Origin of the sequence: Paenibacillus alginolyticus DSM 5050 = NBRC 15375 (genome assembly GCF_000422905.1) — a bacterium.
Lineage (GTDB): Bacteria > Bacillota > Bacilli > Paenibacillales > NBRC-103111 > Paenibacillus_E > Paenibacillus_E alginolyticus.
Genome location: NZ_AUGY01000041.1, coordinates 41,368 through 55,458 on the forward strand (window position 1 = coordinate 41,368; position 14,091 = coordinate 55,458).

17 protein-coding genes are annotated in these 14,091 nt (G+C 46.4%); 10 read left to right on the plus strand and 7 right to left on the minus strand.

Going from position 1 to position 14,091, the window contains the following annotated elements; genetic code table 11:
• Positions 1-13: 13 nt before the first annotated feature.
• Both G519_RS50285 and G519_RS0118765 read right to left on the minus strand, forming a co-directional pair.
• On the minus strand, positions 14-187 hold the full coding sequence (locus G519_RS50285) for a hypothetical protein (protein ID WP_154669588.1): 174 nt from the start codon (positions 185-187) through the stop codon (positions 14-16).
• 45 nt (positions 188-232) lie between these two features.
• Positions 233-1,222 (minus strand): TcaA NTF2-like domain-containing protein, encoded by a 990-nt coding sequence (locus tag G519_RS0118765; RefSeq protein ID WP_029196020.1) that lies wholly within the window; start codon positions 1,220-1,222, stop codon positions 233-235.
• A gap of 191 nt (positions 1,223-1,413) precedes the next feature.
• Between G519_RS0118765 and G519_RS0118770 the strand changes: the two genes are divergently transcribed.
• A complete protein-coding gene (locus tag G519_RS0118770) occupies positions 1,414-1,785 on the plus strand; it encodes a helix-turn-helix domain-containing protein (protein ID WP_029196021.1) in 372 nt (123 codons plus the stop codon).
• Positions 1,786-1,824: 39 nt separating this feature from the next.
• On the opposite strand, the gene G519_RS0118775 is transcribed toward G519_RS0118770, so the two are convergent.
• The 3 genes from G519_RS0118775 to G519_RS43615 form a co-directional block, all read right to left on the minus strand.
• The gene (locus G519_RS0118775) at positions 1,825-2,385 is read right to left on the minus strand and encodes a hypothetical protein (protein ID WP_029196022.1); all 561 of its coding nucleotides are present in this window, start codon (positions 2,383-2,385) and stop codon (positions 1,825-1,827) included.
• 86 nt (positions 2,386-2,471) lie between these two features.
• Positions 2,472-2,750 carry a hypothetical protein gene (locus G519_RS0118780; RefSeq protein ID WP_029196023.1) on the minus strand — a complete coding sequence of 93 codons (279 nt, stop codon included), beginning with the start codon at positions 2,748-2,750 and terminating at the stop codon, positions 2,472-2,474.
• A 4-nt stretch (positions 2,751-2,754) separates the two neighbouring features.
• On the minus strand, positions 2,755-3,639 hold the full coding sequence (locus G519_RS43615; protein ID WP_244280154.1) for a hypothetical protein: 885 nt from the start codon (positions 3,637-3,639) through the stop codon (positions 2,755-2,757).
• 268 nt (positions 3,640-3,907) lie between these two features.
• Between G519_RS43615 and G519_RS0118790 the strand changes: the two genes are divergently transcribed.
• Positions 3,908-4,663: a DUF3944 domain-containing protein gene (locus G519_RS0118790; RefSeq protein ID WP_029196024.1), complete on the plus strand. Its 756-nt coding sequence runs from the start codon at positions 3,908-3,910 to the stop codon at positions 4,661-4,663.
• A 79-nt stretch (positions 4,664-4,742) separates the two neighbouring features.
• Here the strand turns inward: G519_RS0118790 and G519_RS0118800 are convergent, their stop codons facing one another.
• Positions 4,743-4,970 (minus strand): hypothetical protein, encoded by a 228-nt coding sequence (locus G519_RS0118800; RefSeq protein WP_029196025.1) that lies wholly within the window; start codon positions 4,968-4,970, stop codon positions 4,743-4,745.
• Between the two features lie 149 nt (positions 4,971-5,119).
• Between G519_RS0118800 and G519_RS0118805 the strand changes: the two genes are divergently transcribed.
• Together G519_RS0118805 and G519_RS53020 are read left to right on the plus strand one after the other, a co-directional pair.
• Positions 5,120-5,980, plus strand: a complete 861-nt coding sequence (locus tag G519_RS0118805) for an FRG domain-containing protein (protein WP_029196026.1) — start codon at positions 5,120-5,122, stop codon at positions 5,978-5,980.
• 407 nt (positions 5,981-6,387) lie between these two features.
• Positions 6,388-6,522 carry a hypothetical protein gene (locus G519_RS53020; RefSeq protein WP_268633524.1) on the plus strand — a complete coding sequence of 45 codons (135 nt, stop codon included), beginning with the start codon at positions 6,388-6,390 and terminating at the stop codon, positions 6,520-6,522.
• A gap of 17 nt (positions 6,523-6,539) precedes the next feature.
• Here the strand turns inward: G519_RS53020 and G519_RS50290 are convergent, their stop codons facing one another.
• Entirely contained in the window at positions 6,540-6,686 is a 147-nt protein-coding gene (locus G519_RS50290) for a hypothetical protein (protein WP_154669589.1), read from the minus strand.
• Positions 6,687-7,271: 585 nt separating this feature from the next.
• Between G519_RS50290 and G519_RS0118820 the strand changes: the two genes are divergently transcribed.
• The 6 genes from G519_RS0118820 to G519_RS0118840 all read left to right on the plus strand — a co-directional run bounded on the left by G519_RS0118820 (position 7,272) and on the right by G519_RS0118840 (position 14,006).
• Positions 7,272-7,490 (plus strand): MerR family transcriptional regulator, encoded by a 219-nt coding sequence (locus tag G519_RS0118820; protein ID WP_029196027.1) that lies wholly within the window; start codon positions 7,272-7,274, stop codon positions 7,488-7,490.
• Complete coding sequence (locus tag G519_RS0118825) at positions 7,490-9,346, plus strand: site-specific DNA-methyltransferase (RefSeq protein WP_029196028.1); 1,857 nt, start codon at positions 7,490-7,492, stop codon at positions 9,344-9,346. Before G519_RS0118820 ends, G519_RS0118825 begins: the two co-directional genes overlap by 1 nt.
• Before the next feature lie 13 nt (positions 9,347-9,359).
• The gene (locus G519_RS51625) at positions 9,360-10,448 is read left to right on the plus strand and encodes a DEAD/DEAH box helicase family protein (RefSeq protein WP_208860894.1); all 1,089 of its coding nucleotides are present in this window, start codon (positions 9,360-9,362) and stop codon (positions 10,446-10,448) included.
• Positions 10,394-12,481 (plus strand): restriction endonuclease, encoded by a 2,088-nt coding sequence (locus tag G519_RS43620; protein ID WP_208860895.1) that lies wholly within the window; start codon positions 10,394-10,396, stop codon positions 12,479-12,481. Before G519_RS51625 ends, G519_RS43620 begins: the two co-directional genes overlap by 55 nt.
• 517 nt (positions 12,482-12,998) lie before the next feature.
• Positions 12,999-13,340 carry a helix-turn-helix domain-containing protein gene (locus G519_RS0118835; protein ID WP_029196029.1) on the plus strand — a complete coding sequence of 114 codons (342 nt, stop codon included), beginning with the start codon at positions 12,999-13,001 and terminating at the stop codon, positions 13,338-13,340.
• A 6-nt stretch (positions 13,341-13,346) separates the two neighbouring features.
• Complete coding sequence (locus tag G519_RS0118840; RefSeq protein ID WP_029196030.1) at positions 13,347-14,006, plus strand: ImmA/IrrE family metallo-endopeptidase; 660 nt, start codon at positions 13,347-13,349, stop codon at positions 14,004-14,006.
• The last annotated feature ends 85 nt before the right edge of the window (positions 14,007-14,091 follow it).

Consider the following 14,091-nt stretch of genomic DNA (forward strand, 5'->3'; position numbering starts at 1 on the left):
ATCGTCAAAAATCCTACTTGCTTTTTAGTGCTTTGATCTCCTTGTTCGCTTTCAGCAGCCCTAGCCCGGCCAAGAGGGAAGTGAGGGAGCCGATGAAAGTGGTTATGCCGATGTCGCCGAACATCAGCGATGCCATGATTCCGCCTGCAACAGCCAGTATAATGAGAATGATGCCTAAAACTTTCATGCTCGTCACCTCGTGGTTTAGTTTAGGGTATTTCGAATGTCCGCGTTAAGGCTTGCGTATGTCGCTGAACTGGAACCTACCCTCATCATTCTTTTTGACGGTGTAAACCCAGGTGTACTCGTTGGTCGACTCGCCGTCTTTTTTCTTGACTTTGATGACCTCCCGAACGGTTATGTACATCGTTTTACTCTCTGTATCGTTCTCAGTATTTTTGATTTCGTATTGAACGAGTTCTTCCTTGATTCCCCTTTGGCTCAGATCCTCGACCAGCTTCTTTTGGTCCCTGTAAAGACTGCTTCCCTTGAGCAGCATCGGTTCCACCAACGAAAAATCCTCTTGATTAATCGCGCTTATAAGCATATTTTCATAGCTGTTAACCAATTCGTCGTACAAGAAGCCATCTGCCTTGGTACTTGCCTCCGCAGGAACAGGTGTCTCTTTGCTCGTAACCTCTATTTTTTTTGAGTTTTCGTCGAATTTCACGAAGCTTAAGGGCTCGTCTCTGGAATCAACTAAAGCGACGCTGTCTATTTTCTCCGGCTGAACGTTGAAAGCGACTTTGAAAATGTCGATATGCCCCCGTGGGGCAAGCTTTATTTCACCTGATGTAAAAGAGTCCTCCAAAGTAGTATCAAGGATTTGCCCATCCGCAGTCTTCAATTGAAAGTGGTTGCGGTGCAAAGTTATTACTCGGTCTGTCATATTTTTGATTCGCATGTCCAAGTAAATGTTTCTCTTGGGTGTAACTCCTGTCTTATTGAGAATGACACTTATGCCCTTTGCTTCTCCATTTTCGTCGCGTACCCATTCAAAAGGTGATGATGGCTCTTGAACTAGGGTATCGTCTTTGTTTTCTTGGCTGGAATTTTTCTGGAGTTTTTCCGTGGGCGTTTCTGCAGTTTTTTCAGTTTGGACATTGGACGCCGTTGGTTTTGATTGCTGCTGGTTTGAATCTGTTGATGCTGACATTTGCTTTTGTCCGCAACCGCTGAGCAGCAGGGCGGTAGATAGGCATATTGCTAAAACTTTTCGCATTGATTTCACCCCGCAAGAATAGATAAATAGATAGATCCTGAGTCCTATATTCCAACAAACAGAAAATGGCAATAAACGACAATATCATTATATGAACTTATAAGTGCAAATACAATACAAAATGATAGTTTAGTATTCTTCTAGTCAGGAATGCACTTCTCTACCATCGGAGTAGAAGGGATGGTGGTTTTGTGTCGGACTTGAAACTTTTGGTGGGAAAGCGCATCCGAGCGTTGCGGAAAGCGAAGGGATTATCCCAAGCTACGCTTGCGGAACGGGCGGGAAGTGTTTCCGATTCCTACCTAGCTGGCATAGAGCGCGGCGAAAGAAATATCTCATTAGAGAGTTTAGAGAAAATCGTCACGGCGCTGGATGCCGAGCCGATCGACGCTTTCCGGTTCGGTGAACTTGAGCTGGGGAAGGGGCTTGAAGAGAAGCGCTTATCCCTCCGAGTACTCTCATCATTTTTGGAGGAACGAAGCATTGAGGAGATTGAACTGATCCGTAAAATGGCGAAAGACGTCATGGCTACGATCGACGCCGAGAAGCGGAAATCGAACTGAACGTGCCCGATCCCCTTGGAGGAATCGGGCAATTCTTTTTTACTTTATTGGATAATGGCGGTCGAGGTATTCCCTGACTGCGGCGTTCAGCAGGCTCGCGATCTTGTTGACTGCGCCGAGCTTGTGCAGGTCGTGAACGCGGCGGAACAGCGGCTTTTCGAGGTACGTCGTGATCCGCTCGTACCGTTCACCGTAAGGCATGGCTTTCGGCTCGACCGGCTTGCCGGATGGCTTCGGCTTGGCGTCGGCGGTTGGTTGACGCGGCGCGGGCTTTTCCGTTCCCGGTTCGGTCGGTATCGGGGCGGGTTTCATCGCAATTTTGGGCCGCACAGCGGGGTCCGGTGGCGCGACTTCGTTGGGTTTGTTGACCGGAATGGCTTTTCGTGGCCTTGTCGTTTCGGTGTCGACGTTCAGTTTCATTCCGTGTAATTGTGCAACTGTACTCGTGGATTCTTCCTCGCTGCCGAAGTTTTGCGTTATGTTCGGCACGTCGAGGCTCTCCTCCTCTGTGAAGAGGAAAAGTTCCTCCTCTAAGTTACGTTGCTGGTTCTCCCTTGCCTGCGCCGCTATGGCGCTAAAGCTAAACGATCTCTTTCTCATGACAATTCACTCCCTTTGGCATGTAGTGGTTTCGACATCAACGTAAACAAAATCGTAGATGTCGGCATCGATGTAGACGTAGACGTCTACTCTAATGCCTTGTTCGCGCCGGGAGTGCCGCCAGCGGGCGGTTTGGCAAATTGCAGGAGTTCAAGCCTGACGTCGAGCATTTCGTCGTCGATGCTACGTTCGACAGTTCGGAGGGCCATCATCAGTCGCCGGAGGGCAGGAAGGTGGATCGGCTCGTCCGTTTCGCGGAGAAATCGCCACGTCGCCGCGAGGATCTGCTGGCAGGCGTCTATCTGTTCGAGAAGATCGTCTTCCCGCTCGATCAGGTTAGTATTTACGGCTCGGTCTTTGTCCATATTCTCACCCTTTCGTGCTCACGTACTTGGGATTGACGGAAATTTTCTCCGCTGTGTACTTGAGGTAGAAGCGCATGTCCCGCGTCGAATTGTTGGCCTGCTCGGTGAAGGCGTGCTTGATCTCAGGATTCTCGAATATCCAGAAATCGCGCTGTTTTTGCCCGCTAAAAAGCGACACTAGCGCGTAGTTGAAGCTGGCCGGGTTGCAGAGCCCTCCGGTACCGAGAGGAAGGCGGTCGATGACGTCGCCGATGGTCAGGTCTTCAAGCGTATGGTTTTCGGCTTCGAGCGTAAGCAGAAAGCAGGCGAACAGGACATCCGCGTTGGAATGGTTTGCGATCTGCCCGAACCTGAACCGTTTCGAGGCTACGGTCTCCCAAGAAAACGACTTTATTGCCGCTTCCTTCGCCTTGAAATCCTGGGTGACGTGCTTGTACGCATGGCGGTTGCCGTACATTTTAAGGAATCGGTCGAGCTTGACTCGGGATTCGCTACCGTAAGGAAGCTTGGGGAAAACGGCACGGAAGAACGCGGTGTAGTCCTGAAGGTCGGTCAGCGACAGGTTGTTTGCGCGGTCTCTGTCGGAGTGGTCGATGGCCTTGAGCAGTTCGAACATGGCGTCAAGCCGGTGCCGGTCCGCGATCTCGAAAGCGTCCGGTCGGTGGAGGTGCAGCAGGAATGCTGTCGCGCTGAACCCGTGATGCCAAGCGGGGAGTTTTCTCTCCCAGAAGGCAAACGCCTGTTCTGGGTCGTGTGCGGCGGTCTCCGCGAACTCGGGCCACGCCTTGACGATCTCCAAGATGGCTTTGCGGTGGGCGAGGGCGAGGTCCTTGCGTTGCCAGCCTCCAAAGTGCCAGCCGAGTGCCTGCTTGAGTGTCTCAGTCGGCACGTTCTTCGGATCGCAGAAAATTCGCCGCCACTCTTCCAGCGGTTCGGTGGGTATCTGGCGTAGGGGAATCGGGACAAGTGCTCGTCGATCCGTTCGGTGATGACTGTGGCGAGTGAGCGTTTTTCTTTTTCGTTGAGTAAAAGGGTCATTTGGGATCACTCCAATTCAATAAATAGGATTAGTTCCGTCAATTTCGTGTTTATTATTCTCTCGAAGATAGTTGTGACATCGTGAAGTAATAATCGAAAAACTAAAGGGGGTAATTTTTTTGGGCTATAGGCAGGATGTAGATTTGATGTTTTTGGAGAATGCCAGTAACGAAGATTTGGATATTCTTATCAAATATTTGGTGTACGATTATGATGGCAATAAGCGCTTTGCAGAAGGACTGAGTTCGAACAGCCGCTACATACAATATCAACCCCACCACAAGCTTTATTGGGATTTAATAGCCGAGGAGGTTCAACGCTTCGGGGCAAACTCGGTTGTGACATTTTTACGTGGTGGAGAAGGGGTTCTATACAGGGAAGTGCTTACCGATGTTTGCGATAAATTTGAGGTCAAATATGATAAGAAAAGTTCGACAGAAGCAATTGAAAGTGATTTGTTGCAGAAGGTGCTTTCCGACTCTTTGGAATTAATGTCCCCTGAAGAATTAGAAGGGTTTTGCCGGTTTATGGATTTTGATTTAACGGAATTTACTCTACCTGCCATTCTGTTAGCCGTACAATTAGCGATAAGGAAAGAGGGGTTTAAAAGTTACAAAATTATCCTTAGTGTCGCTAATGGTGTCGCAAAAAGTATATTTGGAAAAGGGTTATCATTTGGAGTAAACGCTAAAATAATGAAGGGAGTCTCAAGATTCGCTGGGCCAATTGGCTTGACAGTAACGGGAATGTTAGCACTATTATCTATCGCGGGTCCTGAGTATAGGGTAACTATGCCGTCTGTCATCCATATTGCTTATATGAGGTCGAAGATCAAGGGCAACACCCCTATCAAAGGAGCCAGGGAAAAGAAATGATTTACATGTTTTTGTACCGTCAGTTGCTTCACGGTGACGCTTTTGACGGTACTTTCGCTTTTAAGGGAATGTTGCTGGGCTAGATCCCCCAATTGTCGAAGTCGTCGGGATTGATCACTTTTGGGGAGGGCGATTCTTTCTGTTCTTCCGGCAGCACGTAGTCCTCGTCGTGTCCGTTCAGTGCGATCCGCTGCTCCGTCGTCAGGAACGGGTCTTTGAGCTGGAGGTAGAACGGCTCGGCAAGCTCCCGCACCCAGGCGAGCACGGCGGGAATGCTGCCGCCATGAAAAATGGGAGGACCATCCATCCAGAGGTCCTCCCATGCCAATTCTACTGGTTGGACATGAAAAAATAGTTTGTGATGTAGGAGAATGCACTTGACTGTAGTACTATTTTACATAGGAAGATGTAGCGAGGTATCACATGATAATGGTCTAGATAGGAGGTTACGTGCATATGTGGCATGAGTATACACTTAAGAGTTGGGCTGAGTATGAAGAATGTATTTTTCGATTCTCAAGGGGGAAATGGATTTTTAGAGGACAGGCGAACAGCGGCTGGCAGTTGGAATCTTCTCTGTACAGGGAATTTAGCAAGGTGAAGCAACTTTATAAAGACATTGGGATGGACGCCAAAATTGGCTACAACAGATATGAAATGAAATTGCTCAGGGAGTTTACATCTTCATATAACCTATACTCCAATCACAAACTTTACGAACCCGAATCCAGTGAATACAAAGAAATTGCGAGGTACCGGCTAGAAGCATGGTCTCTTATGCAACATCATGGAGCACCTACGAGGTTAATAGATTGGACATTCTCCCCGTATGTTGCTGCTTTTTTTGCATTGGATGGCGCGACAGATGATTACTGTATTTACGCATTGAATCCCCAAGCTTTAAAACAAGTTGATGATCAACGAATAGAATCAGCACAATACGATCGATCATTAGCTTTTTCGTCGGATAAGACAACTCCTTCATTTGTAAGAGTGTTTGAACCATTCTCTAAAAGCGAGAGGATTAGAAGACAACAAGGTTTGTTTTTAGTCCCCAATCGAAACAATGAAACTTTAAGCACCATACTGGAGAGCTACAATTTATCAGATGGAAAGATTGGTGGCGAAGGCATGTACGTTGCCCATAAGTTTGTCTTCCCAAAACGCTTGATTCTGGATTCATGGGATAAACTACAACAAATGAATATTAATCATGAAACTATATACGCGGGATTAGATGGTTTTAGTAGATCCCTCAAGTTAAAGTTGTTGGATCATGATTTTTTGACTTTCTCTACCTCTGAGTCAAGTACATGATGGTTTCTTGAGACTTATGAAGCTTCTCAATTCTCGAAGTAGTATGGAACGGCGAATTATGGTTTTGCATAGCCACGAGTTGGAAAAATGAATGATGACAGGGGTTCGATACGATCTCATTCCAACCAAGTTTTCTGAAAGTACCGTCAGTTGTGTCTAGGTGGCGCTTTTGACGGTACTTTTACATTTGATGGAGTGTTGCAGGGTTAGTTCCAGTTGTCGATGTCTTCGGGGTTGAAAGAGTTAGGCGGATTTGTAGGTTCATGTTCTTTTGGCAGCACGTAATCCTCGTCGTGTCCATTCAGGGCGAACCGCTGCTCTGAGTCCAGGAACGGGTCTTTGAGCTGGAGGTAGAACGGTTCGGCAAGCTCCCGCACCCAGGCGAGCGCAGCGGGGACGGTGCCGCCATGAAAAATGGGAGGACCGTCTATCCAGAGGTCCTCCCTTGCAAATTCAACTTTTTCGCTTATTACGTCTACGCAAACGTAGGCGTCCGTTCCATCGACGTATGGATTGGTTCCGCTCCTGTCGGTGGTCCTTAATACTAGCCTTACAGTAATTATCCCTCCTCCGTTATACCATCGGGTAACGCTACCATCGCGATGGCCATCACCCAGACGTTGGTTCCCTCTTGTTCGATCAGAATGTTTCCGTTGTGTTCAAAAGTTTCTTTGATCTTGTCTAGAATGAGTTTGGCTACCTTCATATCAACTATCCTTCCAAATGAGAATAGCCCAAGGAGGATATCCTTGGGCTTCAATGTTATAGTACATGTTTATGATCTGAGCTTTTACGATTTTGGTGATATACACAGTACTGTGTGGTTGTGAAGCTTTTGACGGTACAGACTCTTCTTTTTGTTGCTAGTCGGATTCGTTCTGCGATGTCAAATGCTTTCTTTAAGCTTGGCAAGGATTTAATTGTTATAGTTAAAGGGAAATCTTCAGTGGTCTGATTTGATGTTGTTACTGAGGGACGGGCAGGTTAGCATGGTGGTAGATTCTGAAATATATTTATGTTAAGAATCGAATCTACATCTATAAACCGTCGCTCCTGCTCTGTCACGCGCACGATAACTTGAAAATCCCGTTTTCGGTTTTCCATGTGTTCCCCCCTTTTACTACAAGCCGATTTTGCCAAAGTTTTGAGTGAAAAACTTCAAATATATTTTTCATCGCTGATTATAGAGTGCTTTTGGAAAGCAAAAGAAAAACACATCGCGGATTGATATACTTCCGCAAATGTTCTATAATTCTTCCATATGAAACTGTGCCGAGCGAGGGGCGATTTTATGGATATTATGACGACAGAACAGGCGGGTAAGCTGTGGGGCGTTACCCCACGGCGCATATCGGAGCTATGCCGGGACGGAAGAATTAAAAGCTCATATAAAATTGGCGCATCGTGGGTCATGCCCGCCGACACGCAGAAACCGCAGGATGCAAGGATAAAAAGCGGTAAATATAGGGGATATAAACGCCCGAAAAAACAGGACGGAGGAAACAAATAGTGACTGAAAAAATTGACGGCATGAGCATGGATATAGAGCAGGCACAGCGGGACAAGCTGCAAACAATTTTCCCGGAGTGTTTTACCGAGGCTAGATTAGATATTGACAAACTGCTGTCCCTCTGTGGCGAGTATATCACCGACGATTTTGAAAAATATGAGTTCAAATGGAAAGGCAAAAGCGATTGTCTGCGCCTTGCACAAAAGCGCAGCACGGCAACGCTGCGCCCTTGCACGGAAGAAAGCGTAAACTTTGATACAACGCAAAACCTCTATATTGAGGGCGATAATTTAGAGGTTTTGAAGCTGCTACAAAGGTCCTATTTTCGCAAAGTCAAGATGATTTACATAGACCCGCCCTACAACACGGGCAACGATTTTGTGTATGAAGACGACTTTGCCGACCCGCTGGCGCGGTATAAAGAGGTGACACAGCAGACCACCAAGAGCAATCCCGAAACAATGGGGAGGTATCATACCAACTGGCTGAATATGATGTACCCGCGTTTGCGGCTTGCCGCTAACCTTTTGCGTGATGATGGGGTTATTTTCATTTCTATTGATGATGTTGAGGTTACCAATCTTCGTAAACTTTGCGATGAAGTGTTTGGAGAAGAAAACTTTATTGACACAGTTGTTTGGGAAAAAAGATACAGCCCCCAAAATGCCGTACAATGGTTTTCTGAAAGCCATGATTTTATTCTTGTTTATGCTAAAAGAAAAGATTTATGGTTTCCCAATTTGTTAGAGCGCACCGAAGAAATGAACGCCAGATATAAAAATTTGGATGACGATCCAAGAGGCCCTTGGAAAGCCGAGAATGCAACAGCCCAAGGCGGGCATGGAACTGCAAGCCAATTCTATGTATTGCGGGCACCAAATGGGAAAGAGCATCATCCAACAGCGGGTAGATGTTGGGTATATACCGAAAAAGTAATGAATGAAATGATTGCAGATAATCGCGTATGGTTTGGATCGGATGGTAACAATGTACCCGCATTGAAGCGCTTTTTGACCGAAGTTAAGCAAGGAACGGCATGTCAAACAATATGGAGATATAATGAAGTCGGACACAATCAAGAAGGTAAGAAAGAAATAAAGGATTTGTTTGAAAGTGTACCATTTGACACTCCAAAGCCGACACGTTTGTTAAAACGTATTGTGAAACTGGCGACAAATCAAGACGACATAATTCTTGACTTTTTCAGCGGTAGTGCAACAACTGCCCACTCGGTTATGCAGCTTAACGCCGATGACGGCGGTAACCGCCGGTTTATCTGCGTGCAGCTTCCCGAAGTGTGCGACGAGAAGAGCGATGCATTCAATGCCGGGTATCAAAACATCTGTGAAATCGGCAAAGAGCGTATCCGCCGCGCCGGAAAGAAAATCCTTGAAGCAGACGGCGGTCAGATTGCCTTTGATGGTGACAAGGCACCTCTTGATATTGGCTTTAAGGTGTTCAAGCTGGATAGTTCCAACATGAAGCTTTGGGACGACACACCAATTGAGGGCGACGATGTTGATACGCTTCTAAACCGCATGAACGGGAATATCGACGGGCTGAAAGCTGACCGCAGCGATACGGATCTGGTCTATGAAATCCTGCTGAAAATGGGCTACCCGCTGACTGAAAACGTAACCGCCCTTGATATTGACGGCTTGACCGTTTGCGCCGTGGCAGATAACAGGTTGCTTATCTGCTTGCAGCCGGGGGTTACTGCCGGGCATATCGAAAAAATGGCGGCATATCAGCCGCAAAAAATTGCTATCGCGGAAGATGCCCTTGCGGATAACTCTGCTATGTCCAACGCCCATTATCTACTGGAAAACAAGGGCATTGAGCTGAAGATCGTGTAAAGGGGGGAACGTTTTGAAACTAAAATTCAAGCAGCAAGACTTTCAAACCGACGCAGTAAACGCCGTTTGCACCCTCTTTCACGGTCAACAGCGGGGAACGTCCACGTTCAGCATGGAACAAAGCGGCGGGCAGATGGAGTTGTTCGCAAGCGTTGGCGTTTCCAACGCCCTATATATCAGCGACGCGGACATTATCGAAAATATGCGTGCTGTGCAAAAGCAAAACGCCTTACCTTTGACGGCGGATTTACAGGGGCGGCAATTCTCCATCGAAATGGAAACCGGCACGGGTAAGACCTATGTTTACACAAAAACTATCTTTGAACTGCATAAGGAATTTGGCTTTACCAAGTTTATCATCGTTGTACCGAGCGTGGCCATCCGAGAGGGAGTGTATAAATCCTTTGAAATCACAGGCGAGCATTTCGCGACCCTGTATGATAACGTCCCCTGCCGCAATTTTATATACAACAGCACAAATCTGTCCGATGTGCGGCAGTTTGCCACCAGCGCGAATATTGAAATCATGATTATCAATATCGACGCTTTCCGAAAAGCGGAGAATATTATCCATCAGCAGCAGGATAGATTGAACGGCGACGCGGCTATCCGCTTTATACAGGACACAAACCCCATCGTCATCATTGACGAGCCACAGAGTGTGGACAACACCCAAAAGGCAAAGGACGCTATCGCGTCCCTTAATCCACTGTGCGTATTCCGCTATTCCGCAACTCATCGGGAAAAGGTCAATTTGCTCTATCGCCTAACTCCTGTTGACGCTTACCAAATGGGGCTTGTCAAGCAAATTTGTGTATCCTCTAACCAAGTGGTGGGTGGCTTTAATCGTCCCTATATCCGGCTGCTCTCCGTTTCCAATGACAATGGCTTCCGGGCGCGGATAGAGCTGGATATTGAGGGCAAGGACGGCAAGATGAGCCGCAAGGCAGTTACCGTAAAACCGGGTGCGGATTTGTTCGCCCTGTCCGGCAACCGCGAATTATACGAGGGTTATATTCCATCTCTGGCATTGACTGTACCCCCGAAATGGAGCAGATTGAATTCTCCAATACCGAAGTTGTGCGGATTCATCAAGCTATAGGTGATATTGACGAAACCTTGATAAAGCAGGCACAGATACGCCGGACAATAGAGGCGCATCTAGATAAAGAACTGCGCTATACGGAAAAGGGCATTAAAGTGCTGTCCCTGTTCTTTATCGACGAGGTAAAGAAGTACCGCGCCGAGGACGGCGGCAAAGGCGTTTACGCGCAGATGTTTGAGGAAATCTATACCGAGCTGATGGGATTACCGAAGTACGCTGCTTTAAAAAGCCACTTTTCTGCCCACGCGCAGCTCGTTCACGACGGCTATTTTTCGCAGGACAAAAAGGGGATTTACAAAAATACCAAAGGCGACACGTTGGATGACTACAATACTTACAACACAATTATGAAAGACAAAGAATGGCTGTTGTCTTTCGATTGCCCCCTACGCTTTATCTTCTCACATTCCGCACTAAAAGAGGGGTGGGACAACCCGAATGTGTTTCAAGTCTGTACGCTCATTGAGCAGAAAAGCACGCTAACCGCCCGGCAGAAAGTAGGGCGCGGCTTACGCCTTTGCGTCAATCAAGATGGAGAGCGTATCGAGGATAGGAATATTAACCTGTTGCACGTTATGGCGAACGAGAGCTTTGCGGAATTTGCCGACACGCTACAAAAGGAAATTGAGGACGAAACAGGCATTAAGTTTGGTGTTTTGCAGCTTGACCTGTTCAGGGGTATGGTGTTTGAAGAAACCGCAACCGAGGAAAAGCCACTGACGGAGGAGCAAGCCGAAACGCTGCTTTCTCACCTTGCGGTTGAGGGCTTTATTAAGAACGATGCGCCCACAGTGGCAGCCGTCGAATTGCCGCAGGAGCTTGAAAAAGCGAAAACAAAAGCGATAGAAATCATCGCCCGCGAGGGAAGCATCACGCCTGGATCGATTACAGAGCTTTACGCGACAAAAACAGTCGTTGTGCAGAACACGATTTCCTATGACGACGCGCAGGGGCTTTTGAGTCACTTTGAAGAAAAGGGTTATATCGCAAAGTCCGGCAAGATAAAGGACGGGATGAAAACCGCCCTGCAAAACGGTACGCTCGATTTGCCGCCGCTTTTTGAAAGCGCGAGGGCACAGGTTGAAGCAATTCTGCGCCGCACCGATACAAAGCCGCCAATCCGCGACGCTTCACGGGACGTTACAGTACGCTTGAAAAAGGAAGTGACCGTGTCGCCGGAGTTTTTGGAGTTGTGGGGTAAGATAAAGCAAAAGACGGTTTACCGGGTAAAGATTGACGAAAACGAGCTTGTGCGCCGCAGCGTCGATGGTTTTAAAAAAATGGAGCCAATACCAAAAGCAAGGGTTATCACGCAGACGGCGGACATACATATTGAGCAGCCGGGTGTGACCTATACCGAGCGCGGTATTAAAACCGCCGACCTTGCGGACAGTTATTCATCCTTACCGAATATTCTTGCCATCATAGGCGAACAAACCTTGACGAAACGCGCCACGGTATGCGAGATATTGAAGCAAAGCGGGCGGCTTGGTGAATTTCTAAACAATCCTCAGATGTTTATTGAGAATGCGGCGCAAATCATTCTTAACGTACGCCGTACTCTCGCAATCGACGGTATCAGCTACAAGAAGCTGTATGGCGAAGAATACTTTGTGCAGGAGATTTTTGATACCACGGAACTTATCGCCAACCTTGACCGTAATGCCGTAGCCGTCGAAAATAGCGTGTATGACTACATTATTTACGACAGCACGACGATTGAAAAGCCTTTTGCTCTTGACTTGGACGACGACCCGGATGTGAAGATGTTTTTGAAATTGCCGAGCCGCTTCAAGGTTGATACGCCCATAGGCACATACAACCCGGATTGGGCGGTTTACGTCGAGATAGACGGCATGAAAAAGCTGTACTTCATCCTGGAAACGAAGGGTAGCACAAACGAGCTGAATTTGCGCGGGCGTGAGGATTTGAAAATCCGTTGTGGCAAGGCGCATTTCAAAGCGGTCGACAGCGGCGCGGAGCTTCACGTTGCGTCCGATTGGAAAGCGTTCAAGGTACGGAATATTTAGACCGCGAGTAGCAAAAGGATAAGCCGCAGTTAAGGCTTATCCTTTTGCTTTAGGGCAGACAAGAGGACGAAAGCAGAAACGCTTTCGTCCTCTAACATTATGGATAGAGCGTCATTCTTTAGAGGTGAAATAACCTTGATTTAAGCGGCTTTGCGAGCGCAGAAAAGGTAGAGGAGGTACGGTCTAGCCTCCCACTGAAAGCTAAACTTAACATTGTGGGGGATTATGGCTTGGCATAGTTACTATGTGATTGACTGTTCTCATTTCTGAAATCTTGTTCAGGCAACCTTGGGTTTTAAGTAAACGAAAAGGAAAAATCCAGCAGCGAAACCAACCGTCTTAACATTAAAGCGTCAGTACTGTCAGATGCGTCATGATGACGTTTTTGATGGTATTGACGCTTTTTTAAGTGTCTTAATTCAACCTGTATGATATAATTTAAATTAAGAATTATAATTGTGTTGACAATCAACTCAACATTCTGTAATATTCTAAATATAGAAGGGCAGTGTGTTCTATGAGTGATTTCGGCGAAATGCTAAAATCCCTTCGGAAAGAAAGAAAGGTTAGTCAGCGAAAACTTGCTGAACTCGTGGGTATTGATTTTACTTATATTAGTAAGATCGAAAGTGGCACCATGGATCCCCCAGCGGAGGATAAAATACTCAAGATAGCTGAAGTACTGGATGTTGATCCTGACACGATGATACTTGCTGCGAAAAAGATACCGAGTGATTTTCAGAAGGTTATTTCTGAAAATGAGGAAATCCCAGCCTTTTTGAGAAAAGTACAAAATATTTCTCCCGAGCAATGGAAAGCAATCCATCGTATTGTTGATGGCAATGTTAAGGGGGAATAGCAGATAGTGGCTAAGGTACCTTTCATTTCTCTCGAACAGATGGAAGCAATAACCGAGAAAATTTTAATGCAATATGGATTTCCAATTGGTTCGCCGGATAGTTCCTCAATAGAAGTACCAGTTGATGCGATTATTGAGTTTCATTTTGGTTTAGACATTGAATGGGATGTAATCGATCATTTTGACCCATCAGGGTTGGTAATGGCAGCAATTTTCCCCCAGAAGCGTAAAATTGTTATGAATGAATCTTGTAGGGATTTATTCGAGGAAAAGATTGGTACAATGCATTTTACAATGGCTCATGAACTCGGGCATTGGGTCTTGCACGTAGATGATAAATTTCATGGTCAGTTGGCAATTTCAATTGAAGACGAGGAAATTTATTATTGCCGGAGCTTTTCTAAGAAGCCCCCTGAAGAAGTACAGGCTGACATGTTCGCTGGGTGTCTCTTAATGCCTAGGCCAATTATTATACAAACCATTAATGAATTAAAGGAAACTACCAATAAAATAACATTCCGCCATTTATATAACATTGCGGATATGTTCAAGGTAACAATTTCTGCATTGAAAGTGCGCTTGCACTCGCTAAATTTATTATATATTGATGATATGGGCAAAATACATAATTCAAAAGAAGATTTTGGTGGGCAGATTTCTTTTTAACTGCCCCATTTTTTCAAGATAGATGTTGAGTTGATATTCAACACAAATATATCTTGTGCAAACAAGCTTAATATATATAATTTTA